The 26240-nt window shown below is 51.6% G+C and carries 29 protein-coding genes; 20 read left to right on the plus strand and 9 right to left on the minus strand.

Annotated elements, in window-relative coordinates; genetic code table 11:
• Positions 1 to 330: 330 nt before the first annotated feature.
• The 14 genes from HOY33_RS01625 to HOY33_RS01690 all read left to right on the plus strand — a co-directional run bounded on the left by HOY33_RS01625 (position 331) and on the right by HOY33_RS01690 (position 8910).
• On the plus strand, positions 331 to 552 hold the full coding sequence (locus tag HOY33_RS01625; RefSeq protein ID WP_172287957.1) for a hypothetical protein: 222 nt from the start codon (positions 331 to 333) through the stop codon (positions 550 to 552).
• 3 nt (positions 553 to 555) lie between these two features.
• A complete protein-coding gene (locus HOY33_RS01630; RefSeq protein ID WP_172287958.1) occupies positions 556 to 828 on the plus strand; it encodes a hypothetical protein in 273 nt (90 codons plus the stop codon).
• Positions 829 to 1002: 174 nt separating this feature from the next.
• Positions 1003 to 1299, plus strand: a complete 297-nt coding sequence (locus tag HOY33_RS01635) for a regulator (RefSeq protein ID WP_172287960.1) — start codon at positions 1003 to 1005, stop codon at positions 1297 to 1299.
• A 72-nt stretch (positions 1300 to 1371) separates the two neighbouring features.
• The gene (locus HOY33_RS01640) at positions 1372 to 1632 is read left to right on the plus strand and encodes a KTSC domain-containing protein (protein WP_172287961.1); all 261 of its coding nucleotides are present in this window, start codon (positions 1372 to 1374) and stop codon (positions 1630 to 1632) included.
• Positions 1633 to 1699: 67 nt separating this feature from the next.
• On the plus strand, positions 1700 to 2038 hold the full coding sequence (locus HOY33_RS01645) for a hypothetical protein (protein WP_172287963.1): 339 nt from the start codon (positions 1700 to 1702) through the stop codon (positions 2036 to 2038).
• 142 nt (positions 2039 to 2180) lie between these two features.
• Positions 2181 to 2318 carry a hypothetical protein gene (locus HOY33_RS01650; RefSeq protein WP_172287964.1) on the plus strand — a complete coding sequence of 46 codons (138 nt, stop codon included), beginning with the start codon at positions 2181 to 2183 and terminating at the stop codon, positions 2316 to 2318.
• 13 nt (positions 2319 to 2331) lie between these two features.
• Positions 2332 to 3186, plus strand: a complete 855-nt coding sequence (gene bet / locus HOY33_RS01655; RefSeq protein WP_172287966.1) for a phage recombination protein Bet — start codon at positions 2332 to 2334, stop codon at positions 3184 to 3186.
• Positions 3170 to 4741, plus strand: a complete 1572-nt coding sequence (locus tag HOY33_RS01660; RefSeq protein WP_172287967.1) for a lambda-exonuclease family protein — start codon at positions 3170 to 3172, stop codon at positions 4739 to 4741. Before bet ends, HOY33_RS01660 begins: the two co-directional genes overlap by 17 nt.
• A 26-nt stretch (positions 4742 to 4767) precedes the next feature.
• Entirely contained in the window at positions 4768 to 5907 is a 1140-nt protein-coding gene (locus HOY33_RS01665; RefSeq protein ID WP_172287968.1) for a hypothetical protein, read from the plus strand.
• Between the two features lies 1 nt (position 5908).
• Positions 5909 to 6328: a hypothetical protein gene (locus HOY33_RS01670; RefSeq protein WP_172287970.1), complete on the plus strand. Its 420-nt coding sequence runs from the start codon at positions 5909 to 5911 to the stop codon at positions 6326 to 6328.
• Positions 6329 to 6404: 76 nt separating this feature from the next.
• Positions 6405 to 6782 carry a hypothetical protein gene (locus tag HOY33_RS01675; protein ID WP_172287972.1) on the plus strand — a complete coding sequence of 126 codons (378 nt, stop codon included), beginning with the start codon at positions 6405 to 6407 and terminating at the stop codon, positions 6780 to 6782.
• Between the two features lie 133 nt (positions 6783 to 6915).
• The gene (locus HOY33_RS01680) at positions 6916 to 7506 is read left to right on the plus strand and encodes a hypothetical protein (protein ID WP_172287973.1); all 591 of its coding nucleotides are present in this window, start codon (positions 6916 to 6918) and stop codon (positions 7504 to 7506) included.
• Between the two features lie 80 nt (positions 7507 to 7586).
• Positions 7587 to 7853 carry an excisionase gene (locus HOY33_RS01685; RefSeq protein ID WP_172287975.1) on the plus strand — a complete coding sequence of 89 codons (267 nt, stop codon included), beginning with the start codon at positions 7587 to 7589 and terminating at the stop codon, positions 7851 to 7853.
• Positions 7828 to 8910 carry a tyrosine-type recombinase/integrase gene (locus tag HOY33_RS01690; RefSeq protein ID WP_172287976.1) on the plus strand — a complete coding sequence of 361 codons (1083 nt, stop codon included), beginning with the start codon at positions 7828 to 7830 and terminating at the stop codon, positions 8908 to 8910. Before HOY33_RS01685 ends, HOY33_RS01690 begins: the two co-directional genes overlap by 26 nt.
• Positions 8911 to 9227: 317 nt before the next feature.
• On the opposite strand, the gene HOY33_RS01695 is transcribed toward HOY33_RS01690, so the two are convergent.
• The gene (locus tag HOY33_RS01695) at positions 9228 to 9584 is read right to left on the minus strand and encodes a YebY family protein (RefSeq protein ID WP_172287978.1); all 357 of its coding nucleotides are present in this window, start codon (positions 9582 to 9584) and stop codon (positions 9228 to 9230) included.
• Positions 9585 to 9918: 334 nt separating this feature from the next.
• Positions 9919 to 10434, minus strand: a complete 516-nt coding sequence (gene ftnA / locus HOY33_RS01700) for a non-heme ferritin (protein ID WP_172287979.1) — start codon at positions 10432 to 10434, stop codon at positions 9919 to 9921.
• Positions 10435 to 10764: 330 nt separating this feature from the next.
• On the opposite strand from ftnA, the gene HOY33_RS01705 reads away from it, so the two are divergent.
• Positions 10765 to 10995, plus strand: coding sequence for a DNA polymerase III subunit theta (locus HOY33_RS01705; protein ID WP_172287981.1), 231 nt, complete (start codon positions 10765 to 10767; stop codon positions 10993 to 10995).
• Between the two features lie 295 nt (positions 10996 to 11290).
• Here the strand turns inward: HOY33_RS01705 and HOY33_RS01710 are convergent, their stop codons facing one another.
• On the minus strand, positions 11291 to 13327 hold the full coding sequence (locus HOY33_RS01710) for a S9 family peptidase (RefSeq protein WP_172287982.1): 2037 nt from the start codon (positions 13325 to 13327) through the stop codon (positions 11291 to 11293).
• Between the two features lie 163 nt (positions 13328 to 13490).
• On the opposite strand from HOY33_RS01710, the gene purT reads away from it, so the two are divergent.
• Positions 13491 to 14669, plus strand: coding sequence for a formate-dependent phosphoribosylglycinamide formyltransferase (purT, locus tag HOY33_RS01715; RefSeq protein ID WP_172287984.1), 1179 nt, complete (start codon positions 13491 to 13493; stop codon positions 14667 to 14669).
• Positions 14670 to 14733: 64 nt separating this feature from the next.
• On the opposite strand, the gene HOY33_RS01720 is transcribed toward purT, so the two are convergent.
• Together HOY33_RS01720 and zwf are read right to left on the minus strand one after the other, a co-directional pair.
• Entirely contained in the window at positions 14734 to 15375 is a 642-nt protein-coding gene (locus tag HOY33_RS01720; protein WP_172287985.1) for a bifunctional 4-hydroxy-2-oxoglutarate aldolase/2-dehydro-3-deoxy-phosphogluconate aldolase, read from the minus strand.
• Between the two features lie 166 nt (positions 15376 to 15541).
• Entirely contained in the window at positions 15542 to 17017 is a 1476-nt protein-coding gene (zwf, locus tag HOY33_RS01725) for a glucose-6-phosphate dehydrogenase (RefSeq protein ID WP_172287987.1), read from the minus strand.
• Between the two features lie 365 nt (positions 17018 to 17382).
• Between zwf and HOY33_RS01730 the strand changes: the two genes are divergently transcribed.
• Entirely contained in the window at positions 17383 to 18252 is an 870-nt protein-coding gene (locus HOY33_RS01730) for a MurR/RpiR family transcriptional regulator (protein ID WP_172287989.1), read from the plus strand.
• A 306-nt stretch (positions 18253 to 18558) separates the two neighbouring features.
• Positions 18559 to 20001, plus strand: coding sequence for a pyruvate kinase (gene pyk, locus HOY33_RS01735; protein ID WP_172287990.1), 1443 nt, complete (start codon positions 18559 to 18561; stop codon positions 19999 to 20001).
• Positions 20002 to 20111: 110 nt separating this feature from the next.
• On the opposite strand, the gene lpxM is transcribed toward pyk, so the two are convergent.
• From lpxM to znuA, 3 genes are all read right to left on the minus strand, one after another.
• Positions 20112 to 21083, minus strand: coding sequence for a lauroyl-Kdo(2)-lipid IV(A) myristoyltransferase (gene lpxM / locus HOY33_RS01740; protein WP_172287992.1), 972 nt, complete (start codon positions 21081 to 21083; stop codon positions 20112 to 20114).
• A gap of 97 nt (positions 21084 to 21180) precedes the next feature.
• A complete protein-coding gene (gene mepM, locus HOY33_RS01745) occupies positions 21181 to 22506 on the minus strand; it encodes a murein DD-endopeptidase MepM (protein ID WP_172287993.1) in 1326 nt (441 codons plus the stop codon).
• Between the two features lie 12 nt (positions 22507 to 22518).
• A complete protein-coding gene (gene znuA / locus HOY33_RS01750; RefSeq protein ID WP_172287995.1) occupies positions 22519 to 23547 on the minus strand; it encodes a zinc ABC transporter substrate-binding protein ZnuA in 1029 nt (342 codons plus the stop codon).
• Between the two features lie 73 nt (positions 23548 to 23620).
• Here znuA and znuC point away from each other — a divergent pair, with 73 nt between their 5' ends.
• Positions 23621 to 24379: a zinc ABC transporter ATP-binding protein ZnuC gene (gene znuC / locus HOY33_RS01755; RefSeq protein ID WP_172287997.1), complete on the plus strand. Its 759-nt coding sequence runs from the start codon at positions 23621 to 23623 to the stop codon at positions 24377 to 24379.
• A complete protein-coding gene (gene znuB, locus HOY33_RS01760; protein ID WP_172287998.1) occupies positions 24376 to 25167 on the plus strand; it encodes a zinc ABC transporter permease subunit ZnuB in 792 nt (263 codons plus the stop codon). The genes znuC and znuB overlap by 4 nt, the downstream gene beginning before the upstream one ends.
• A 65-nt stretch (positions 25168 to 25232) precedes the next feature.
• On the opposite strand, the gene ruvB is transcribed toward znuB, so the two are convergent.
• Positions 25233 to 26237: a Holliday junction branch migration DNA helicase RuvB gene (gene ruvB / locus HOY33_RS01765; protein ID WP_172288000.1), complete on the minus strand. Its 1005-nt coding sequence runs from the start codon at positions 26235 to 26237 to the stop codon at positions 25233 to 25235.
• Positions 26238 to 26240: the final 3 nt, after the last annotated feature.

The raw sequence follows: 26240 nt of genomic DNA on the forward strand, positions 1-26240 counted from the left end.
AACTAAAGTTTTAATTACTTCATCCCACCCGGGACACGCTCTTTAACAGTCAGGTTAAGTTTCACACACCAACGGTCCGCATGTACCGGTGAGACGGCTACGGCTAAACATGTCAGTGTTTTTACTCAGCATCCGATCTGGGTGCTGCAATAAGGCCACTGAACAGGGGTAAGAGGATGAAACTCGTTAAAGGATACCGACTCGCAGCAAAGAATATCAGTGATAAACGCCGTCAACGCAGGCGTCAACGCCAGTCGACAAAGGCGTATCTGGAAGGGTGGCGCATAACTATTACGTAGCCAGCGTAATAACTGCGAAAAGGGGAAATTAATGAAGAGACGCAGTTTTCTTAAAGGATTGATCGGTGTTTCGCTTGTAGGGATTGTAAGCAAGGAAGCTGTAGCTGCTGCGTGTTCCATATCCGAAGATAACAAATCAAAGACGCCAACTCCGTCAAAAAAGAAAGCCGAAAGCGATCAAACAATGCGCTTCTACGACGAGAATGGTGTTCTTAGAGTGCAAATCGGCATGCTTGATGATACTGAGGACTGACCAATGACCAAACCACGTAAAAAACGGCGTTCTGCAACTCTGCGGCAGAGCATAGAAAACATTCAGTATATTGCTCAACGCAAAAGTGACCGCGTAACAAAAGCAATTCTGGTTACAGTTCGCTGTAAACCGATGCCTGACCTCCCTGCTCCACGCAAAAAATCACGTTCCGGCAATACCAACAACGGTAGCGATCCCGATCGTTATGTTGGCTACTCAGCAGTTGGCCAGCAAAAAATGCGCGGTAGCAGCACTATTCCCCGCGGCGTTTACTGAAACTCCCCCATTAGCTCACTTCGGTGGGCTTTTTTTTCGCCTGTCGAAAGAGGTCCGCAATGGAAATCCTTCTTGCGCTGGCAATCCTGGCCGGATTGTCAGTCGTTATCGCGACCGTTTTTCATATCTGGGAGTGGTTATCCGGTCGCCGTATGCCGTCTAAGAGAGGTAAAAATGGCAGATGACATCGCCAAAATTGATTCAATGATTGCGGTTTTGCGCAACATGAAAGCCGATCTTAAGCGGCTTGGAAAATTAAGCGCTATGGACTACCGGGATATGACTCCGAAGCAGTGCCAAAAGCGCGCCGCCGATGCCGACTGGATCGGGATGGAGAACATAAAGCGCCGGCATGAACTTCACGCGTTGGCCGTAGAACTCAATTTTGCAGAGCGGCGCGAAAGCTATCACGAAATTGAATTAACTGATGGGTGGCACCGATTCAAATATAAGCCACGAGAACCTAATTAATTATTTCGCCAACGCCAAGGGAAACACGCCGCTATATGCGGCTTTTTTATTGTTCAAAAAGAGGACTAACCAATGCCAATCGTAATGACTCCCGTTAAATCATCCCAGATCCACAGCATCGGCCACGACGCGGCGACCAACACGCTAGCCATTCGTTTCAACGGTCGCAACAACGTGCCAGGCAGTTTGTATCACTACAGCAACGTAACTGCCGACGATTTCGCGGCATTCTCTGGCGCCGAGTCCGTCGGCTCCCATTTCTACCGCAACATCAAGCCCAATACGGACAAATTCCCGTACCAGCGCATCAACGAGGAGAAGTCAGAAGCGTAACCAGTAGGTTTTCACCATGCGCCTGTGTCGGGCGCATGCGTAAGCCCATTGGCACAGTGAGGTTCATATGTACGAGTACAACTACCAGCGGATGCAGGAGGAACGCCGGGAACAATACGAACGCAGACTGCCACACGATCCGGTTGAGCAGGCGGTGCTGGCTGAGCGTATCGAATACCTGCGGCGCCATGCTCACTTCTTTAACCGGATAAAGCAGCTCATCGCGGCTGAATGCGTGGTGGCCGGCAACGACGAAAGGCCAGTTCAAAGGCTGGTTGAATCCCCGGAAATGGAAGAATTTCTGAATGAGTTTCAGGAAAAGATATTTGCCATGACGGTTAAGGCCGAACGCCTTAACGAATTAGACACCGCACGCGATCCCCTTCCCCGCGAAATTTTCTGGTAGCCCCAAAAGAGAAAAGCCCCAGCTTTCGCCGGGGCTATCCCGGTCAGCGGCGACCAAACCGCATGACCATAAGGACTGACCAATGACCATAAAGATCATCAGCAGCTGATCGGGGACCAACCCGATCGCTAAGGAGTATACCGTGTCCGTAAAACATATCCAGTACCAACACCGCGTAGGCAGCCACAACATCCACCACTATCCGGAGCAAAAGCACGGCCTGACGTTCGTCATTGTCGTTACGGTTGCCTCGTTTTTCGCCTTGGCATTATTTCTTTGATAAGGACTGACCAATGACCACCAATAATGCAGTTTCAACACTGCCACAGGCTGTTATCGCGTTGGGTATCGATGATCCCACTTGGAACGCGCTGAAAAACAGCATCTACCCCGGCGCCCGAGACGATTCCGTCATTATGGCGGTGAGCTATTGCCGCGCTCGGAATCTGGATCCCTTGATGAAGCCCGTTCATCTGGTTCCGATGAACGTTAAAGATGCCCAGTCCGGGCAATATGGATGGCGGGATGTGGTAATGCCTGGCATTGGCCTTTATCGGATACAGGCGGAGCGTTCCGGTAGTTATGCTGGCGCCGAAGAGCCTGAATTTGGCCCCGATGTGACCAAAAAATTTGGCAACGTCGAAATTACATTTCCCTCTTGGTGCAAATACACCGTTCGCAAACAAATGCTTAATGGATATATCGCCGAGTATTCGGCGAAAGAATACTGGCTTGAAAACTATGCCACCGCAGGTAAAGACACCGATATGCCCAACGCCATGTGGAAAAAACGTCCCTACGGGCAACTGGCAAAGTGCGCGGAAGCCCAGGCTCTGCGCAAGGCATGGCCGGAAATCGGCCAGCAGCCTACCGCTGAAGAAATGGAAGGGAAGGATCTGGATGTATCCGGCGCGTTCAATGCCGCCAAAGACGTGACGCCCAAGACGACAACGACCGCGTCTGCGGCGTTACCGAACTATCCCAGTGATCGTTTCAATGAATATCTTCCGCAGTGGCAAACGATGATGGAAAGCGGCAAGAAAAGCGCCGAACAGATCATCGCTATGACCGCCAGCAAATACACCCTTTCCGAAGAACAAAAACTCGCCATTAAAGATTTGGAGCCAATCCATGCACACAATTCATGAATGCCAGCAGGGCTCAGCCGAATGGCTGGATCTGCGCACTAAGTATTTCACCGCTAGCGAAGCACCAGCCATGATGGGTGAAAGCAAATATCAGACGCGAAACACCCTTTTGCACCTGAAAGCAACCGGAGTTGCAACTGAGGTTGACGCAGCGACACAGCGCCTGTTCGACGCTGGGCACGAAACCGAAGCTAAAGCACGCGCCATTCTGGAAGGGTACCTCGGTGAAGACCTGTTCCCCATTGTCGCCACTCGCGACAATCTGCTGGCCTCGGTGGATGGCATCGACATGGCGGAAACTACCGTGTTCGAGCATAAGCTACTCAATAAAGACGTGGTTGCCATGACCGAGGCTGGCGAATTATCACCACACTACTACTGGCAGTTAGAGCAACAACTTTATGTCACCGGCGCCGAGCGAGCACTATTCATTTGTTCCGACGGCACGGAAGAGAATCTCTACATGCTGGAGTATCGCCCAGTACCGGGCCGTATTGAAAAACTGCTGGCGGGTTGGGCGCAATTCGAACGGGATCTGGCCGCCTACGTTCCATCTGAGTCCTCCCTAGCGGTGGTCGCCGAAGCAGTACAGGATCTGCCGGCAGTATCAGTGCAGGTCAACGGGCAAATAGAAGTTCGCGAAAACTTCAAGATTTTCGAGGTAGCACTGCGCGACTTCCTGGAAAACAAGCTGATCCGCGAACCGGAAACCGACCAGGACTTTGCCGATCTCGACCTGCAAATAAAGGCGATGAAAAAGGCGGAAGATACACTGAACGCCGCCGAGGCGATGATGCTGGCGCAAATCCAGAGTGTGGATGAAGCGAAACGCCAAAAGGACATGCTCGCCAAACTGGTGCGCGACAATCGGCTGATGGCCGAAAAGTTGCTTGCCAGTGAGAAAGAGCGCCGGCGCGCGGAGAAAGTCGTCGCGGCACGTAAGGTATTCACCGATCACGTTGCCGATCTCCAGCGCGAAATTAGTGGCGTGCGCCTTGATATCGCCGTCCCAGATTTCGCAGGCGCCATCAAGGGACTGAAAACCATGTCGAGCATTCAGGACAAGATCGACACTGCTCTGGCTAACGGCAAGATCGCCGCCGACCTGCAACAACTGACCGCCAAGCCGTTCGATGATTTCAAACTGGCGGTAACAGCACGCATCGATGCACACAAGAAAGCGGAAGAAGCCCGACTGGAAGCCGAACGTGAGCGCATCCGCCGGGAAGAAGCGACGCGTCTGGAGGCGGAACAGCAGCAGGAACAGCCACTCGCCCGCGAAACCGAAAGCGTGGAAACCACCGCGCCGCAATTGCTCGCAGCGGCAGTAAGAAACATCCCACGGTCCACGCCGAATGCCGTGCCTTCGTTGCGCTTGGGGCAAATCAACGATCGCCTAGCGCCTATCGCCTTGACTGCCGATGGCTTGGCGCGCCTGGGCATCACGCATGCAGCCACGGATAAATCCGCGAAGCTCTACCACGAAAGCGATTTCTCACGCATCTGCGCCACGTTGCTGCGACACATCGAGTCTGTTCAGGCCGCGAACAACTAAGTCCCTCTCCATTTAGGAAACACCTTATGACCACCACAACAACCGTCGCTGACGTGTTGGAATCTTCCCTGCGCCCCGTTCGGGCGCAACTCGACTTGGCGACATCGCAGACCACCGGCATTGCCCAGCGTTCCGTTGAAAGTGCAGGTGTTTTATTAAATCAAGCACAGGCCCTGTGTATTGAGCAGATCAACGCTGAAACCGACGAATACAACACTCTGTTGGATCGTCTGGAGGCGGCAGAAAACGCGCTGACAACCAAAGAACTGGCGCTGACGCAAGTTCAAGAGCGAATTGATGACGCGGAGTTGACGGCGGCAGAGGCCACAGCCGAACGCGACAGCATTACCGCCAAATACAAACTGGCGCTATCCGATCAACGGGTACTGTCAGAGGAAGTCAACCGCCTGAAATCGCTTAACCCGGAGCGCATCAAAGCTCAACTGGTGCGGGTAAAAACCGATCTGGAGGACAGCCGCACCCTGCGCAATCAGCAGTTGGCCGAAATACGGCGCGTTAAGAAAGAACTGGCCGATAAGGCCAGCAAATTAGCCAGCATGGTTCAGATTAACGATGAGTTGAGCAACCACGTTGCTGACCTGAGAGCCCGGCTGCAACGCACCGATGGCGACGTGGCGCCGCGCTACTGGCAGGCAGCAAACGGTGTTCAGTTCTACTTCTACACCTTCCAGTGGGGATTACAGCTCTATTCCCCTGAATACGACGTCAAGATCCTGAATGACATTGACTGGCATCTGGAGATCCGCAGCACTATCGGCATCTGCATGATTGTATCTGTCACCGAGTGGGCCATTCCTATCTACCCCACTGTAGAAAACTTCAAAGAAGCGTGGCCGGACGGTTTAAACGAGGCCGTCACGGTACGAATCCGTGAACTGCTGGAAGAAACCCACCCTCACCTGGTGCGCCGGGCTGAATGGGCGGAATCCATGCTTACGGAAACCCTGCCACTGAAAGAACAACATCTGGAACTCTTGGCTGCGTCCAACATTCATTCCCTGTTTGATGTGGTTCGCCGTACGCCGGAAATGCTGGCCGAGCGTGTTAAAGGCTTCGGGATCGCCACGGCACGCCAGGTTCACGCCAAATGCATGAGTCTGGTGAAGGACTGGGGAAAAACTCAAAAACACAGCGAGGCGGCTTGATATGGAAGAAGAATTGCACCCTGTAGCCGTCCTGTTCAAAGCAGAAGACGACCACTGCGACTGGACGCACGTCATTATCCATCGTATGCGCGTCCGGTCCGCAATACACACAGGCAAACCGTATAAACCGGAACCAAAGCCAATCTATGTCGGCAACCGGTTCCCGGCGGTTTCGCCTGTTGCGCCACGCATCGGTGCGCGGCGATGCTACTCAGCCAATATCATGCTGTCGGTTTACCAACTCCACCGCCGCGGCATCAACGAAAACGTGATCGCCAAAGACACCAGCATTCCTGTCGGCGATATCCGCAAACTGCTGACGCATAAAACGCAGACCCAGCGCAAACAATGGCAACTGGCCCAGCAATTACCGCTGCCGTCAAAGGCAGTGATTCTGGCGCGACTAGCAAAAGAACAGTGAAAAGTTGTTGTAGGATAGATATCCTGACAGTCCAACTATTATGATGATTATTTATACTTTCTCTCTGGACAAGTGCATGAAAATATTATCCACCATAGTGATTTCCTTAATTTCATTTTCCTCAATTAGTCATGCTGTGGTTAATGAGTTAGCTATGATCACAAAAAATGACAAAATCATTTTATCTTCAGACTGTATAAAAGCAGTAAATAAAATAGAACCTGAGCCTGGTATATTGGATAGCATTCATTTTGTGCTGGATAAACCATGCTCAGAGCAGCTTTCAGCGTTTACAGCAAAAAACGTTGGCAGCACAATGACGATTGAATACAAGGAAGCTCGACTTTGGTCAGGGTTGATCGTTAGCAAATTGTCTTCAAATTTTTCTATCTCATCTTCCGGCGCAAATCAGATGATCCTACGACAAGTACTCACTGATGCGGAGAAAAAATAGGGGGTAATTGCCGATTACAAGACTCCGCCCCAATGCTAATCATCCTTAGAAACCAGCAAGAAATTACTCACATCACTCTATTTAAAGCCGCCTAACAAGCGGTTTTTTTATACCCAAAATTAAGGAAATAATCATGCAAAAAAAAACCGAAAAAATTATTCTACGCGACTCTGAAGAAGCCGCCAGCATCAAAACAGTAACTGGCTGGGTATCAGCCAAAGGTCACTTCTATGGCGACAACGAAGATTTGGCTCGCTATGACGGCGCCACACATCAGCGTTGCTCCAACAATCCCGATCACCTCATTTACCGAATTAACGGCTACTGTGATATTTGCCACAAAGAAAGCCGCCGTAAAAAATTTGCCGAAATGCCGCGGAAAACATGGGATCGGGAAACGCCGTTGGTGATATTTGATTCCGATATCTATTTTTTCGAAGAAGACCAGATTGCGGATTATTGCAGTGAATTCGTCATCAGTCCCGATGCGTTGCAGTTGATGATCTGCGAACCCAATTATGCTCACTCGCTAGATCCTTGCGACGTTTACTGCGATCTCACGCCAGAAGATGGGGAAGTACCAAACGAATTATCGGAGGCATTCCGCACACTGAATCAGGCGATAAAAACCTGCCCACCCATTTCATGGTCAGAAGGGAAGTTCGCAGCTGATCTGCCAGTAGAAACACTAGAACGTATAAAAGAAGCTACCACCATCGACTAACCAAAGCCCCTTCCCTACACACACCAAACGACCAAAATACGGGCGTGTCATTGACATGCCCTTTTTATGAGGACTGACCGATGACCAAATTATTAACCCTGGAAGAATGGGCCAAGCGAAATTATGAAGAACCCATCCCGTCCCAGCAAACGCTTTGGCGCTGGGCGAGAAATGGAAATATTTACCCTGCTCCGGAAAAACATGGCAGGGAATACCGGGTGCGCGAAGAGGCTATTTATATCAAACCCAAAAGTTTTTCTCTGGCCAGAAAGTTAATTCAGGAAAAACAAATTCAGTCACCGTTGGTAGAGAGACTTATCCATGGCAAAGAGGCCGGAAAAATATGATGCCAATCTGCCTCGAAACCTGACATACCGTCGCAGTTATAAATCCTATTATTGGCGGAACCCCATTACCGGGAAAGAAATTCCACTGGGTCAGATTGCCCGCAGGGATGCTATCTGCCAGGCGATAGAGGCGAACAACTACATTGAACAAAACTTTACACCCGTAACACTCATTGAAAAGTTAAAAGAGAAAAAGGACACCACTCTCACTGAATGGCTGGAACGCTATGAGGTGATTATTAAGCGACGAGATTTGGCAGAAAATACTTATAAGATCCGATCTGGTCAGATAACGACAATTCGGCAAGCGTTGGGGGGTAAGGCTTTAAAAGACGTCACGACAAAGGATATAGCAGGATTTCTGGAGATATATTTTAAGCAAGGTAAGCTATCAATGGCGGGAGGTTTACGCTCCGTTCTCTCTGATATTTTTCGCGAAGCTATTGTTGAAGGACACATTGAAAATAATCCCGTAGCGCCAACCAGAGTCCCAGCAAGTGAGGTAAAACGGGAGCGCTTAGAACTAGAACAATATATAGCCATTCGCCAGGCAGCCGAACAGCAGGCGGTATGGTTTGGTTTATCCATGGATTTGGCGCTTATCACAGGACAACGACGGGAGGATATTACTCAAATGCGTTTCAGCCATATCATTGATGACCGCTTACGAATCGATCAGGGTAAAACCGGCAGCATGCTAGCACTGCCAATGGATTTGGGGCTGGAAGCTATCGGGCTCTATCTCGGTGATGTAATTGATAAATGCCGGGACATTAGCAACACAGACTATCTAATCAGTACTGGTATCCGGAAAAACAGCCCCGACGGAATGATAAATCCTGACAGCCTCACAAAAGGGTTTGTAAAAGCCAGGAAGGCTACAGGCATGGTTTTTGATGCGTGTCCCCCAACCTTTCATGAGATACGAAGCCTGGCTGGTCGACTCTATGAAAAGGAACGAGGAAAGGAGTTTGCCCAGAAGCTATTAGGGCATAAATCGGCCAAAATGACAGACAAATATCTCGATACCAGGGGCAAAGAATACACCTATCTATAAAAAACCGAATATCGGTTTTCGTGGATTTTTCGTGTATCTTCGTGGATCTTAAAAATAAATCGTTATAAATCAATAATTTAAAAAAAGACCGAATACGATTCCTGTATTCGGTCTAGGGAAATGGCTCTTGGAAGAGAGCCGTGCGCTAAAAGTTGGCATTTATACAAGCTGAACTAGCCTTGTCACCTAAGCGTAGCCAACTCCCTTGCATTTTCCAGTTTCCCTCTCATTGTGATTATCACAAATGGAACGTATTTCACACTTTATAGTAACCATTAGTAATTATTTAATTAACATTTACTCTAAAATCAACCGCATTATGGTTTACTAATGGGATCGCAAAGTTGTTCGGCACGTTCAATAAAAGGCTGTAAACTTTTTTTCTGTCCGGGATTGGCGGGATCATCCAACCAGATGGCATCAATCGACTGCGCATTGACCAAGCCGGCTTTCATTTGTGCGGTCGCGATGTCATTGAGCGGATACTGCATCAGGGTGCCCGTGTGTAAGGCATACAGTGCATTGCCAGGGCGGCAAATAAGTTGAACCTCTTCCCGCGTAAATGCCCACGTCTCTCCGTACTGTAGACGGCTAATATTCGCCAGTTTTGCGGCGGCAACGGCATTAACGGACAGTGAAGCGAAAACGAGAGATAACAGCAATTTCTTCATCATAATGCTCCTGAACATGACTATTCAGACGATCATGCCCCATCGCGGTCGCGTAATGATCTGAATCAGAAAGACAGTTTTATAGCATATAAAACATAAGGTTACTATATGGATGCAGGCAGCGATCATAACGATAGCGGCGGATGAAGTCGAGCGGCAAAGTCAGCATCATTCAGGATGTGGATGTGCAAAACAGAGGTAAGATAAGCGATGAGCCCTTGCGGAAGAAGGTTGGGAAAGGAATATCAGAGATTTGAAACCGGTTCGTCGTGTCGCAAGAGCGGGACAATGCGCCCATTCAACCGGGGCGCACCGTGTTTCCGTCAGCCGACAGGACTCAGGCTGATTCGCCACCCGCGACATTCGCCGCCATTTTTTTCAGATCCTGGTCGATAAAGAACAGGCCGCCTTCACTGGTGTTAACCAGCGCCAGCTTATCAAGGATAGATCGGAACAGTTTTTCTTCTTCATGCTGTTCAGCCACGTACCATTGCAGGAAATTAAATGTTGAATAATCCTGCAAAGCCATTGCGGCATGGGCCAGTTCGTTGATTTTTCCAGTAATCAGTTGCTCATGTTCATAGGTCAGTTTGAATACGTCAGCCAGCGACGTAAACTCGACCGGCGGCGCGGCGATGGTGCCTAATACGGGCATGCTGCCGGTATCGTCCAAATAGTTGAACAGGCGCTGCATATGCTCCATCTCTTCCTGAGAGTGTGTCTTCAGAAAAGCGGAAGCGCCTTCAAAGCCTTTGTCGCCGCACCAGGCGCTCATCTGTAGATACAAATTCGCAGAATAAAATTCCAGGTTAAGCTGCTCGTTCAATTTTTGAATCATTTCTTTTTTTAACATCGTCGTCCCTTATATCTCTGGCAGGTAAATTAATTCGAAATTATTATGCCTTGAATAAATAAAATAAAAAACATCTTATTAACTAAATTAACAATAAATATTTATATCCTTATAAATCAATATATTATTACTTTTCGTTATTGATATTAATTTTCATTTCCAATAAATAATTCGTATTATGAGTGATAATCATTTTTATTATCAAAGAGCGAATTAAATATAAATTTAACTTATTTTTGTCATCGGCAGACATTACCGCGGCTTGCCATTTTACCGCCTCTGCTTTACCTTGACGCGCAGAGTGTCGTCGATAAGCAGGAGAAATCCCACATGAGATATAATCTGGCAGACCTTTCCAAAGAAGAGATGGACAAGGTGAATGTGGATCTGGCGGCGTCAGGTGTTGCCTTTAAAGAGCGTTATAACATGCCGGTGATCCCTGAAGCCGTGGAGCGGGAACAGCCGGAACATCTGCGTAATTATTTCCGTGAGCGCGTTGCCGTCTATCGTCAGCTGTCTTTGCAGTTTTCACGTCTGCCCTATGAGCCTAAATCCAAGTAACCGCTGCCGCCTATCACGCCGGACATACTTCGTATTGATAAAAAATACTTTCTCCTTGCATGTGGGGCCAAACAGGCAGCTAATGGATTAGCAAGCCACCCTTTTACCAAGCGAGGTCAGAAATGAGTAAAGGAATGGACAGCAAAAAGAACAGCAAGAAGAAACCCTTGAAAACCGCAGCGGAAAAACGCGCGGATAAAAAGGACAAGAAGGCTAATCCACAAGCGGATGCCATCACTTAAAAACATCAATGCTGATCGGTAAACCCGCTTTCAGCGGGTTTACTCTCACTAACTCAGTCGCTTTCAAGAACCATCAGCAGAAACGCATATTCCAACGCAATATCCTCATAATGCTTAAAGCGCCCCGACTTTCCGCCGTGCCCGGCGTCCATATCGGTATACAACAGTAAAAGGCGTTGATCCGTTTTCATTTCCCGCAGCTTTGCCACCCATTTCGCCGGCTCCCAATACTGGACTTGCGAATCGTGCAACCCGGTGGTAACCAGCAGGTGCGGATAAGCCTGCTCCGTTACCCCATCATAGGGACTGTATTGTTTGATGTAGTCATAGTACTGGCGATCGTTCGGATCGCCCCACTCGTCGTATTCGCCGGTAGTCAGAGGGATAGACTCATCCAACATGGTGGTCAGAACATCAACAAACGGAACCTGCGCGACGACGCCTTTAAATAAATCCGGCGCAAAATTCACCACCGCGCCCATCAGTAATCCGCCGGCGCTGCCCCCCATTGCGAACATTTTCCGGCGATCGCCATAGCCTTTTTCAGCTAATGCGTTTGATACATCAATAAAGTCGGTAAACGAATGCATTTTGTTCAGCAACCGGCCGTCGTCATACCACTGTTGCCCGAGTTCGCCGCCCCCTCGAATATGGGTCAGAGCAAAGACGAATCCTCTGTCCAGCAGGCTTAATCGACTGACGCTGAAATCCGGATCCATACTGCTGCCGTAGGCGCCATAACCATATACCAGTATGGGATTCCGACCGGGCTTGAAATGCTTGCGGTGATAGACCAGAGAGACGGGAACCTCTACGCCGTCCCGGGCGGTGATCCACAGGCGCTCGCTGCAATAATCATCCGCAGTAAAATTTTTTACTTCGGCCTGCTTGAGTAACTGTTGCTGCCCGGTGTCCATATTCAGTTCATAAAGCGAACTCGGAGTGGTCATGGATGCGTATCCATAGCGCAGCAACGAGGTTTCCGGCGAGGGATTATAAGATAACCAGGTTACGTAGCTTGCATCATTGAAGGTAATATTTTTCTCCGCCTGCGTTTGCCAGTGAATTTGCCGCAGGCTGGTTAATCCCCGCTCTCTTTCCTCGACCACCAGCCAATCGCGAAACAGCTCGAAACTTTCAAGAACTCGCTGCTCCCGCGGAGCGATAAGCGTTTCCAGGTTGCTTTCTCCCCGATCCGGCGTGCAATACAGGCCGAAATTTTTCCCTTCCCGGTTGGAACGCAGATAAAACATGCCCCGATAGTGGTCTACGCCATACTCATGCTCTTTGCGACGCGGGATGAAGACCTGCGGCGCCGCATCGTCGCGGGTCGCATCGATCAGCAAAACTTCCGTGGTAGTCGTGCTGCTGAGGTAAATAGTGATGTAACGCTCTGAGGTTGTCTTACCCAAACTGACGTAATACGTATCATCCTGCTCTTCATAAACCAGTTCATCGGACGATGGATGGCTTCCCAGCCGATGGCGATAGACCTGATAAGGCAATAAGGTTTGCGGATGTTTGCGGACATAATAAAGAACGGCGGAGTCTGCCGACCATTCCGCCCCTGAAGAAACCTTTTCAATCACGTCGGGCAGCCAGGCGTCGCTGTTCAGATCGCGAAAACGAATATCGTACTGACGGCGGGACAGAAAATCCTCCGCCAATGCCAATACCTGATTATCGGGGCTGACGGCCAACGCGCCCAGACTGTAGAACTCATGATTTTCCGCTCGCTGATTCCCATCAAGCATCGTCTGCCATTTATCCGTCTCGCTCTCCGGCTGGCGCAGATAAATAGGATACTCTTTACCCGGCTCATAACGACTCTGATAACGGTAACCGTTTTTAACATAGGGAACCGACATATCCTCCGACGGTATCCGGTTAACCATTTCATCATACAGCGACTGCTTCAGCGCGTCGTAAGGCGCCATCACCTCGCGACTATACTGGTTCTCCTGCTGAAGATAGGCCAGCACGTCAGGATCTGTGCGCCGGTCGTCACGCAGCCAATAGTAGTTATCAATACGGGTGTCATTGTGAATGGTCAACGGATGGGGTCTTTTTGCTGCTTGCGGTACGGTCATGTCGTTCAGATCCTTGGTTTGGGAATAAAAAGAGTGGCACGATTCTCCGTGGATGCCAAGTAACGCCGGCTTTCCCTTTCGTCACATCATTACCTCAGATGCGTACGCAAACGTTTTCGTTTATACTGCGGCCATTTTTCACAACCAGATCAGGTATCACGTTATGTTAACGATTGGAACTGCCCTGCGTCCCGATGCCACACGCGTCATGCTGCTGGGCTCCGGTGAGTTAGGCAAAGAAGTGGCGATTGAGTGTCAGCGGTTGGGAATCGAGGTTATCGCGGTCGATCGCTATGCCGATGCGCCAGCCATGCAGGTTGCTCATCGAAGCCATGTCATTAACATGCTGGACGGCGAAGCATTAAAAGCGCTGGTTGAAGCCGAGCATCCTGATTATATCGTGCCAGAGATCGAAGCTATCGCCACCGATATGCTGGTTAAGCTGGAACAACAGGGGCATCACGTGGTTCCCTGCGCCCAGGCCACGCGTTTAACGATGAACCGTGAAGGTATTCGCCGTCTGGCGGCCGAAACGCTGTCCATACCGACGTCAAGCTACCGCTTTGCGGACAGCGAAATAAGCTTTCATCAGGCCGTGGCTGACATTGGTTACCCTTGTATCGTTAAACCCGTCATGAGTTCATCAGGTAAAGGGCAAAGTTTGATTCGGGAACCCGGGCAGTTGGATAAAGCCTGGCAGTATGCTCAGCAAGGCGGCCGCGCGGGCGGCGGACGGGTTATCGTTGAGGGATTGGTCAATTTTGATTTCGAAATTACCCTGCTGACCATCCATGCGGTGGATGGTATCCATTTTTGCGCGCCAATCGGTCATCGTCAGCAAGACGGCGATTATCAGGAATCCTGGCAACCACAGCAGATGAGCCCGTTGGCGCAGGCGCGCGCGCAAGAAATCGCCGGCGACGTGGTGAAAGCGCTGGGCGGCTACGGGCTGTTTGGGGTTGAACTGTTTGTCTGCGGCGACGAGGTTATTTTCAGCGAAGTCTCGCCACGCCCGCATGATACCGGCATGGTGACGATGATTTCTCAGGATCTGTCAGAATTCGCCCTGCACGTGCGCGCGTTTCTGGGGTTGCCGATCGGCGCCATTCGTCAGTACGGCGCGGCGGCCTCGGCCGTGATCCTGCCGGAACTGGAGAGCCGGAATGTTCGCTATCAGGCGCTGGCGACCGCGCTGCATCCCCACACGCAGATCCGTCTGTTTGGCAAACCGGAAATCCAGGGTAAACGCCGCATGGGCGTTGCGCTGGCGACCGCGGAAACCATCGATGAGGCCGTCGCGCTGGCGAAAAAAACCGCTTCGGCGATAAAAGTCGAGGGTTGAGCGGAGCTGAACCCGTAAAAAAGCCATCCCGGCGGATGGCTTCAGCAATACTTCGATAGGCTTATTACGCCGCCGCGCCTGCAACGGCCTTGCGCGCCAGCTCGGTGATACGCGCATAATCGCCGCTTTCCAACGCATCATTCGGCACCAGCCAGGAACCGCCGACACAGAGTACGCTTTTCAGCGCCAGATAATCACGGTAGTTATTCGGCGTAATCCCCCCGGTCGGACAGAAGCGAATTTGCGCAAACGGCCCGGCGATCGCCTGCAACGCTTTAACGCCGCCATTGGCCTCCGCCGGGAAGAATTTAAACTCGCGCAAACCGTAATCCATACCCAACATCAGTTCAGAAACGGTGCTGATACCCGGAATCAACGGGATGCGCCCTTCCGTCGCCGCTATCAGCAACGGCTCGGTGAGACCGGGGCTGATAGCAAATTGCGCCCCCGCCTCAGTCACCGCGGCCAGTTGCTGAGGATTGATTACCGTACCTGCGCCGACAATCGCTTCAGGCACCTCTTTCGCAATGGCGCGGATAGCGTCTATGGCGCAGTCGGTACGTAATGTCAGCTCCAGCACGCGAACGCCGCCAGCGACCAGCGCCTTTGCCATCGGCACCGCATGCTCCAGCTTGTTAACCACAATAACAGGAACAACGGGGCCCGCCGTCAAAATCTGTTCCGCGCTCGTTTCCCAGTTTTTCATCAAGAGTTATCTCCAGTCATGCCCAGGGGCATCATTAATGATATAGCGCGCCCCTGCCACAGGGGTCTGCATTTGCAGACGTCCGACCGCACCGTTAGCCACACATTAAAACCATAACCACATAATACAAATGCACCCTGTCCGGGTCGCGGACACGGCGTATCCGTTATTCAAACTCGTTCCACGAACGACCGTCGCGGGTGATCATCGCCACCGACGCCACCGGCCCCCAGCTCCCCGCCTGATAAGGCTTCGGCGCGTCGTTGTCCATTGACCAGGCGTCCATGATCGAGTCAACCCACTTCCAGGCTTCCTCGACCTCGTCGCGACGCACAAACAACGCCTGAATCCCCCGCATGGTTTCCAGCAACAGGCGCTCATAGGCATCGGCCAGGTGTTGTTGGTTAAAGGTCTCGGAGAAACTCAGATCCAGCTTCACCGTTTGCAAGCGGTGCTTGTGCTCCAGTCCGGGAATTTTATTCAGGATCTGAATTTCAATCCCTTCATCCGGCTGCAAACGAATAATCAATTTGTTCTGCGGCAATTGCTGATAAGAGTCGCGGAACAGGTTCAACGCCGGGTTTTTAAAATACACCACGACTTCGGAGCATTTCGTCGGCAGACGCTTGCCGGTACGCAGGTAAAAAGGCACCCCCGACCAGCGCCAGTCATCAATATCAACGCGTATTGCCACAAAGGTTTCGGTGCCGCTGCTTTTATTCGCGCCCTCTTCTTCCAGATAGCCGGGAACTTTATTCCCCTGCACAAAACCAGACGTATACTGACCCCGTACCGTTGTTTCATGCACGTTATTACGATCGATGCGGCGTAACGAACGTAGTACTTTCACTTTTTCATCACGGATGCGATCGGTCGTCAGGTCAGAAGGCGGCGACATCGCAATCATGGTCAGAATCTGCAACAGATGGTTCTGGATCATATCGCGCATCTGACCCGCTTTATCGAAGTAACCCCAGCGTCCCTCAATCCCCACTTCTTCAGCAACCGTGATTTGTACGTGATCGATCGTCCGGTTGTCCCAGTTGGCGGAGAACAACGAGTTGGCAAAACGCAGGGCCAGCAGGTTCAGCACCGTCTCTTTACCCAAATAATGGTCGATACGATAAACCTGACACTCGTTAAAATACTCGGCGACCTGATCGTTGATGACGCACGAGGAAGCCAAATCGGTTCCCAGCGGCTTTTCCATCACCACGCGCGCCGGCTCTTTATTCAGTCCTGCGGTGCCCAAACCACGGCAAATCGCCCCAAAGGTACTGGGCGGCATAGCAAAGTAGTTAATGGTGGTGCGGCTTTTCTGGTCGAGCATTTTGCCCAACTTGCCGAAACCTTGCGTATCGTCAACATCAAGATTACAGAAATCCAACCGGTTGCTTAACGTTTCCCACAACGCTTCATCAATCGGCTCTTTCATAAAGGTATCCAGCGCATCACGGATCACGCGGGTGTATTCAGCTTTATCCCAGTCGGCTCGTCCTACGCCGATGATCCGCGTTTGCGGATGGATATGACCTGCTTTTTCCAACTGATACAGGGAAGGCAGCAATTTACGGCGCGCCAAATCGCCCTTCGCGCCGAAAATAACCAAGTCGCACGCCTGGGCTGTTGAAGTTACCGCCATGTTCATCTCCTCGTTGCGGGATACTGTAATTTTATTACAGCAGTAATGTACTCTTTTTGACTCGGGCCAGTAAACCCGTCCAAATACTCAAAACCTCGGTTTAAGCTTACTGAAAATTACCCAAAAACCGGCTTGTTACAATGACTAAAGCGCATGAGGCATATGCCTGAAAGAGAAATCTTTCATCATTTCTGACAGCAGATTACTTTTCTGAAAGTTAGACACATGTCATGTTCTGGCAAAAAAAGCGCACAACTTCACGTTTTGCTCTCTGCCAACCGTCAAAGGCCGTAGTATATTTTCACGAAATCCGCATCGGTTGCTCCTTTGGTTGAAATCGGAAAAACTTACATGGCCTTTCTCATATGAATATGCTGGAAAAAATTCAGAACCACCTGGAACTTCTGAGCAAGTCGGAAAGAAAAGTCGCTGAAGCGATCCTGAGCGCCCCGCAAACGGCAATCCATTCCAGCATCGCCACCCTGGCCAGAATGGCTGTCGTCAGTGAACCCACCGTCAACCGTTTCTGCCGCCGTCTGGACACGAAAGGGTTTCCTGATTTTAAGCTACATCTGGCGCAAAGTCTGGCGAATGGCACACCTTATGTGAATCGCAACGTAGAAGAGGATGACAGTGTCGATGCCTACACCAGCAAAATATTTGAATCTACGATGGCCGGGCTGGAACATGTGAAGTCCTGTCTGGATATCATGGCGATTAACCGGGCGGTGGATCTGCTTACCCAGGCGAAAAAAATCTCTTTCTTCGGTTTTGGCGCATCGGCGGCGGTCGCCCATGACGCCATGAACAAGTTCTTTCGGTTCAATATTCCCGTGGTTTACTTTGACGACATCGTCATGCAGCGCATGAGTTGCATGAACTCCAGCGAAGGAGACGTTGTTGTGCTCATCTCGCATACCGGAAGAACGAAAAGCCTGGTTGAAATGGCGCGGCTAGCGCGGGAGAATGATGCTACAGTGATCGCCATCACATCCGACGATACGCCTTTAGCGCGTGAAGCCTCTCTGACGCTCAGGGTGGAAGTTCCGGAAGATACGGATGTGTATATGCCGATGGTATCCCGCATTGCGCAACTTACCCTGATTGACGTGCTGGCAACCGGCTTCACGCTGCGGCGCGGGGAAAAATTCAGAGATAACTTGAAGCGAGTCAAGGAAGCATTACGGGAATCGCGCTTTGATAAAGAGGCGCCATTTCTCCACCCTTTCAGTTGATTTTTAATACTGAACGTTATTTATTTTTACAAGGCTATAACCATTTAATCTGAAAGATAGAATAACTATAAACCAGACTCAATACGGAACTCGGGTAACGTATATCCAACCGATTTCAAGGCCCGCCGGATGGTCACGGAACGAATCCTCGCGGTTTAGCAAACCCGCTGACGGGATGCGGGAAAAAGACCGGCGACGTGAAAGATGAAAGGTATAGATGAAATAGTTTCGTTGTAAAGTTACACTTTACATCGTTATCCGATATTAATCGCAACACTACTGCTTCACAAGTCAACGGAGTTATACATGTCCAGACGGCTCAGAAGAACCAAAATCGTCACCACCCTGGGGCCAGCTACCGACCGCGACAACAATCTGGAAAAGATTATTGTTGCAGGCGCTAACGTAGTACGCTTGAATTTTTCTCATGGCACAGCAGAAGATCATCTATTACGTGCCAATAAAGTGCGTGAAATTGCGGCGAAATTAGGCCGCCATGTTGCCATTCTTGGCGATTTACAGGGTCCCAAAATTCGCGTTTCCACCTTCAAGGAAGGTAAAGTTTTTCTGAATATCGGTGATAAATTCCTGTTGGACGCCAACATGTCCAAAGGCGAAGGCGATAAAGAGAAAGTCGGTATTGATTACAAAGGCCTGCCCAGCGACGTGGTTCCCGGCGATATCCTGTTATTGGATGACGGCCGTGTGCAGTTGAAGGTTCTTCAGGTTGAAGGCATGAAGGTTTACACCGAAGTCACCGTCGGCGGGCCGTTGTCTAACAACAAAGGGATTAACAAGCTCGGCGGCGGTCTTTCTGCCGAAGCGCTGACGGAAAAAGACAAAGAAGACATTATCACCGCGGCTAAAATCGGTGTGGATTATCTGGCCGTCTCCTTCCCTCGCACCGGCGAAGATTTGAATTACGCCCGCCGTCTTGCTCGCGATGCTGGTTGCCACGCAAAAATCGTTTCCAAAGTTGAACGCGCAGAGGCCGTTTGTTCCGACGAAGCGATGGACGATATCATTCTGGCTTCTGACGTCGTCATGGTCGCCCGCGGTGATTTGGGCGTCGAAATCGGCGATCCCGAACTGGTCGGCATCCAGAAAAAGCTGATCCGCCGGGCGCGTAAGCTCAACCGTGCGGTGATCACCGCCACGCAGATGATGGAATCGATGATCACCAATCCGATGCCGACACGAGCGGAAGTCATGGACGTCGCCAACGCCGTACTGGACGGCACCGATGCCGTTATGCTCTCTGCCGAAACCGCCGCCGGGCAATATCCGGCCGAAACGGTATCGGCGATGGCGAAGGTGTGTCTTGGCGCGGAAAAAATCCCCAGCATCAACGTATCCAAACACCGCCTTGATGTACAGTTCGATAACATCGAAGAGTCCATTGCGATGTCTTCAATGTACGCGGCTAATCACCTGAAAGGCGTGACGGCGCTGATTGCTATGACGGAATCGGGGCGCACCGCGCTGATGATGTCCCGTATCAGTTCCGGTCTGCCCATTTTCGCCATGTCGCGTCATGAACACACGCTGAATCTGACGGCGCTTTATCGTGGCGTTACGCCAGTGCATTTTGACAGCTATACCGATGGCGTCGCCGCCGCCAATGATGCGGTCATCCAGTTGCGCGATAAGGGCTTCCTGATGTCCGGGGATCTGGTTATTGTGACTCAGGGCGACGTAATGGGCACCGTCGGCACCACCAACACCATCCGTATCCTGCGCGTCGAATAACCGTTCGCCATCACCATAGCGAACCGATCAAAAAAGCCGGATGATTGAAAAATCATCCGGCTTTTTTATGCGCCCATTGTTCTTAAAAGCGGCTCGGCGCATTCAGGCCGCTATTGCTTATAGAGATCGTCACGGCAGTAGGGTTCTATCTCCCCCGGCTTGCGGGTTTTCAGCAATTTCAGGATCCAGGTGTACTGTTCCGGATTCGGCCTGACCAGGATCTCGACCTCTTCATTCATGCGGCGGGCAATCTGCCTATCGTCCGCATTTTCCAGACCGTCCATCGGCGGGCGAATGAATACGTCAAGACAACAGGTTTTCGCGTTATACACCGGGAACAGCGGCACAATATCCGCACGGCATACTTTCATCAGGCGACCAATCGCCGGCAACGTCGCTTTATAGGTGGCGAAAAAATCCACAAACTCGCTGTGCTCCGCCCCATGATCCTGATCGGGAAGATAGTATCCCCAGCACCCTTTCCGCACTGAGCTGATAAACGGTTTTATACCGTCATTACGCGCATGTATACGCCCGCCAAAGCGGCGGCGCAGCGTATTCCACCAAAAGTCCACCAGCGCATTTTTTTGGTTATGGAACATCGCCGCCATACGCTGTCCGCGAGACGTCATCAGCATCGCCGGAATATCGACGGCCCAGCCATGCGGCACCAGGAAAATCACGTTACGGCCTTGTTCCTTCAACTTATTCAGTATCTCTTCGCCGTGCCAACGGACGTGTTTTTCCACACTTTTGGGATCGCGGATACCCACATCCACCATCATGATCATCGCCTGCGGCGCCGTGGCGAACATATTATCGATAATGGTTTCACGCTGCGCCTCGGTTAGCTCGGGCATACAATACAGCAGATTAATACGCGCCCGCCGACGGGCACCCTTTGCAAACCGACCAACCAGACGGCCTAACCCGCCCAGGACGGGATTTCTCAAGCGCGCAGGGATATACGCGGCAATCGCCATCGCCCCAACGCCCAGCCAGGTGCCCCAATAGCGCGGATGATAAAAGGCGCGCTGGAACTGCGGAACAAACTCATCGTTGTTTTTTTTATCTTTTTCCATACATCAACTCTTCAAATAAACCTAAAGCAAAAATATCAGGAACCTATAAATGAAAACGCCGGCAGCAAGCTGCCGGCTAACTATTCGTCATCAGCAACTAATCAAACTTGAGCTGAGGAACAATCTCTTTCACCTGAGCCAGATAATCATTGCGTTCCTTACCAGCCAATCCTTCAGAGCGAGGCAGTTTGGCCGTTAATGGATTGACCGCCTGTTGGTTTACCCAGAATTCATAATGCAGATGCGGCCCGGTGGAACGGCCGGTATTCCCGGATAAGGCGATGCGATCCCCTCGCTTGACCTTTTGGCCCGGTTTTACCAGGATGCGATTCAGGTGCATATAGCGCGTGGTGTACTGACGACCATGACGTATCGCAACATAGTTGCCCGCCGCGCCGCTGCGTTTGGCAATCACCACTTCGCCGTCACCCACGGCCAGCACCGGCGTTCCCACCGGCATGGCGAAATCAACGCCTTTATGCGGCGCGACGCGGCCGGTAACAGGATTAAGACGGCGGGGGTTAAAGTTGGAAGAGATTCGGAACTGTTTCATGGTAGGGAAACGCATAAATCCACGCGTTAAGCCGGAGCCTTCACGATCGTAAAATTTACCGTCTGCGGCGCGGATCGCAAAGTAATCTTTACCGCCGGTATTCAGGCGGACACCCAGCAGTTCACTCTGTTCACTGCGGCCATCCAGCATCTCGCGGGACATCAGCACGGAAAAGGTGTCATCTTTGCGCAGCTTGCGAAAATCCAACTGCCATTGCAACGCTTTAATCACCGCACTGACTTCACTGTTGGTTAAGCCGGCATTTCTGGCGCTGTTGACGAAACTGCCGTTTAGCCGACCATTTAACACGCTATTGCGCCATTCCCCTTTCAGCATTTCGATCCGCTCTTTGAAATCGGAACCGACGCGCTCATAAATCCGGGTTTCCCGGCGGGACATCTGCCAGGTCAGACTCTGCAAGTCGCCGTTATCGCCCAGTACCCAGGATATCTGCTGACCAATCTTAAGGTTGCGCAAATCCCGATTTTGCTCTGCCAGCCGTGTGACATCGCCAATATCAATGCCGTACTGAGTAAGGATGCTGCTTAACGTATCACCGGTCGACACCACATATTCATGCACCCCGCCGTCATCAGCGACTTTATCGTCCAGCTCATCCTGCGGGATCTCGTCATCCGGCGTAGGCTGATCGATAGGTTCGCTGGCCTCCGGCGTCAGTGTGCGCAATTGCTGGTTTGCGTCCAGCGCGACATCTTTCACTATTACCGGGGCATCATTAACGGGGGGATAAACAAAAGGCCGCCAAACAGCAACGGCCAATGTGACGACGGTAAGCGACCCCAGCATGACGCGGTGGGGTCTTGGTAAGCTATTATACGCCAGAGCGATAGTTCGGACTATCTGCTGCACTTATTCGTATCCTCATGATTTTTCCTCCAGGCAGCTCAGATACTGGCTCGACAGCTGCGTCAAGAAATTCACATAGCTATCTTTACCCAGTGCGATATCGCTTCCCAACGGATCCAGCACGCCCGAGCGCACGTCAGTTCCCTTGGCGACAGCATTAATAACGGCTGGCCTGAATTGTGGCTCAGCAAAAACGCATACGGTTTTATGCTCAACCAACTGTGTTCTTATCTGATGTAAACGCTGTGCGCCGGGCTGAATCGCCGGGTTGATCGTAAAATGACCTAATGGGCTTAAACCATAGCGTTGCTCAAAGTAGCCATAGGCATCATGAAATACGAAATAACCTTTACCCCGCACAGGCGCTAGCATGTTAGCAATTTTTTTATCTGTTTGCGCGATTTTATCTGTGAAATAAAGCAGATTCGCGTCTAGTTTGTCTTTATTCTGAGGCATAAGTTCCAATAATTTTTCATGAATAGCGACGGCTGCTTGTTTTGACATCTCCGAAGACAGCCAAATGTGCATATTGTACTCACCGTGATGGTGCCCATCGTCATCTTCCGCATGCGCCGAATCCGCAGCGTGATGAGGCTCACTGACGCCCTCGTGATGCTCGTGATCATGGTGTTCATCTTGATGATCGCCATCGTCATGCGCGTGCTGATGTTGGGCTTCTTTTTTCAGCGCCGCTTTTATCGCCGGCAATTCGGATAACGTAATTTGCCTGGCGGGCGCCAACTGCGACAGCGGCTTGCCTAAAAAAGCTTCCATTTCCGGGCCGACCCAAATAACCAGCTCAGCCGACCGTAAACGCTGGACATCAGCCGGACGCAAGGCATAATCGTGGGGCGAAGCGCCGTTGGGCAGCAGGACATCGGTTGGCGTAATTCCATCCGTTATCGCGGCGGCGATAAAACCCAGCGGGCGGATAGAGGTTACGACCTCGGCGCAAGCCGCATTAATCGACGCACCGGAAGCCATCAGTGCGCTGACAACAAACACACTTTTTAACCATTTATTTTGTTGAATAGGCATTTGCATCGCATATTTTCTCATTGATTCAGGTGTGATTTGTTATATTATAACATTACGAAATCTGTGCAAGTCGAATTCTATGTCCACATTGGTATCACTCAATAATATTTCCGTGTCATTTGGCAGCCGGACAGTGCTGTCGGATATCTCGCTGTCGTTACAGCCGGGACGTATTCTTACGCTGCTGGGGCCTAACGGCGCGGGGAAATCCACCCTGGTGCGCGTTGTTCTAGGCTTGCTGTCGCCCACCTCCGGCTCTTTGCAAAAAACGCCCGGGCTACGTATTGGCTACGTCCCGCAAAAACTTCATCTGGACCCTACGCTGCCGTTAACCGTTAGCCGTTTTATGCGCCTGCGTCCCGGCGTGAAACAACAGGATATCTTACCCGCCCTCAAACGCGTTCAGGCCGCGCACCTGCTGCAACAGCCGATGCAGAAACTGTCCGGCGGCGAAAATCAGCGCGTTCTGCTGGCCCGGGCGTTAATGAACCACCCACAGTTGCTGGTCTTGGATGAACCAACGCAGGGCGTGGACGTCAACGGCCAGCTCGCGCTTTATGATCTGATCAATCAACTGCGTCAGGAATTCAACTGTGGCGTATTGATGGTTTCCCACGATCTCCATCTGGTGATGGCAAAAACCGACGAAGTGCTGTGCCTTAATCAGCATGTCTGTTGCTCGGGATCGCCGGAAGTGGTGTCCCTGCACCCCGAATTTTTAGCCATGTTCGGCCAGCGCGGCGCCGAGCAGTTAGCGATTTACCGACATCATCATAATCATCGTCACGACTTAAACGGACGTATCATTCTGAAAAGACAAGGCGGGAACGACGCATGATTGAGCTTTTGCTTCCCGGCTGGTTAGCCGGTATTTTCCTTGCGCTGGCCGCGGGGCCGCTGGGGTCATTTGTTGTCTGGCGGCGCATGTCCTATTTCGGCGATACGCTGGCTCACGCCTCCCTGCTAGGTGTGGCCTTTGGCCTGTTGCTGGACATTAACCTGTTCTTCGCCGTCATCGCCGTCACACTGGCGTTGGCGCTGGGTCTGGTCTGGCTGGAGCGGCGCCCTTATCTGGCGGTTGACACCCTGCTGGGCATTATGGCGCACAGCGCACTGTCGCTCGGTCTGGTGGTGGTCAGCCTGATGGATAACGTTCGGGTGGATTTGATGGCTTATCTGTTCGGCGACTTGCTTTCCGTGACCACGGACGATCTGTGGATTATCGGCTGCGGCGTGGCCGTGGTGGTTGCGGTGCTGAGCTGGCAGTGGCGCCCGCTTCTATCCATGACAATCAGCCCTGAACTGGCCCATGTGGATGGCGTCAATCTGCAACGCACCAAGCTGCTCCTGATGCTGGTTACCGCGCTGACGATTGGCATCGCCATGAAGTTCGTCGGCGCGTTAATCATTACCTCGCTGCTGATTATCCCGGCCGCCAGCGCCCGCCGCTTTGCCCGCACACCGGAGCAAATGGCCGGCTTCGCGATTATTATCGGCACCATCGCCATTACCGGCGGTCTGGCGTTTTCCGCCGGTTACAACACGCCCGCCGGGCCGTCTGTCGTTCTGTGCGCATCACTGCTGTTTATGGCAAGCCTGATCAAAAACCGCCGGGAGCGATTCTAAACGCCGCCGGATATGCCAGGCTCATCGGCCAACGTTGTCAGCAACCTCAGCCGCCTTACAGCCGGCTACTCTTCACGCGTCAGGCCAAAATGGCGGTAGGCGTGCTGGGTCGCCATACGCCCGCGCGGCGTGCGCTGAATAAAGCCCTGTTGAATCAAAAAAGGTTCCAGCACATCTTCGATGGTTTCCCGCTCTTCGCCGATCGCCGCCGCCAGATTATCCAGCCCGACCGGGCCGCCGGTAAACTTCTCGATGATCGCCAGCAGCAGTTTCCGATCCATGTAATCGAACCCTTCGGTATCCACGGCCAACATATCCAGCGCCAGCGTAGCGACTTCGCCGGTGATTGCCCCCTCGGATTTGACTTCCGAGAAGTCCCGCACGCGACGCAGCAACCGGTTGGCAATACGCGGCGTACCGCGTGAACGGCGCGCCACTTCCAGCGCGCCGTCATACGTTAATTCGACGCCCAGACATTGCGCGCTACGACTGACGATATGTTGCAGATCGGCCACCTTATAAAACTCCAGACGCTGCACAATGCCAAAACGATCGCGCAACGGCGAGGTGAGCGAACCGGCGCGAGTGGTCGCGCCGATAAGCGTAAACGGCGGCAAATCAAGTTTAATCGAACGCGCGGCCGGCCCTTCGCCAATCATGATATCCAGTTGATAATCTTCCATCGCCGGATACAGGATCTCTTCGACCACCGGCGACAATCGGTGGATTTCATCGATAAACAGCACATCGTGCGGTTCGAGGTTGGTCAGCAGCGCCGCCAAATCCCCCGCCTTCTCCAGTATCGGCCCGGACGTGGTGCGCAAATTCACGCCCATCTCGTTGGCGACAATGTTCGCCAACGTCGTTTTCCCCAAACCGGGAGGCCCGAAAATCAGTAGATGATCCAGAGCGTCGCCGCGTTTGCGCGCCGCCTCAATGAAAATTTCCATCTGCTCGCAGACCTGAGGCTGACCGACATATTCCGCCAACAGCTTCGGGCGAATGGCGCGATCAATAAATTCCTCTTCGGGAACAGCCTCTGCGGAAATCAAACGATCTGCTTCAATCATGAA

The sequence above is a fragment of the Brenneria sp. hezel4-2-4 genome (assembly GCF_013155275.1).
In the GTDB taxonomy this organism is placed as follows: Bacteria; Pseudomonadota; Gammaproteobacteria; order Enterobacterales; family Enterobacteriaceae; genus Brenneria.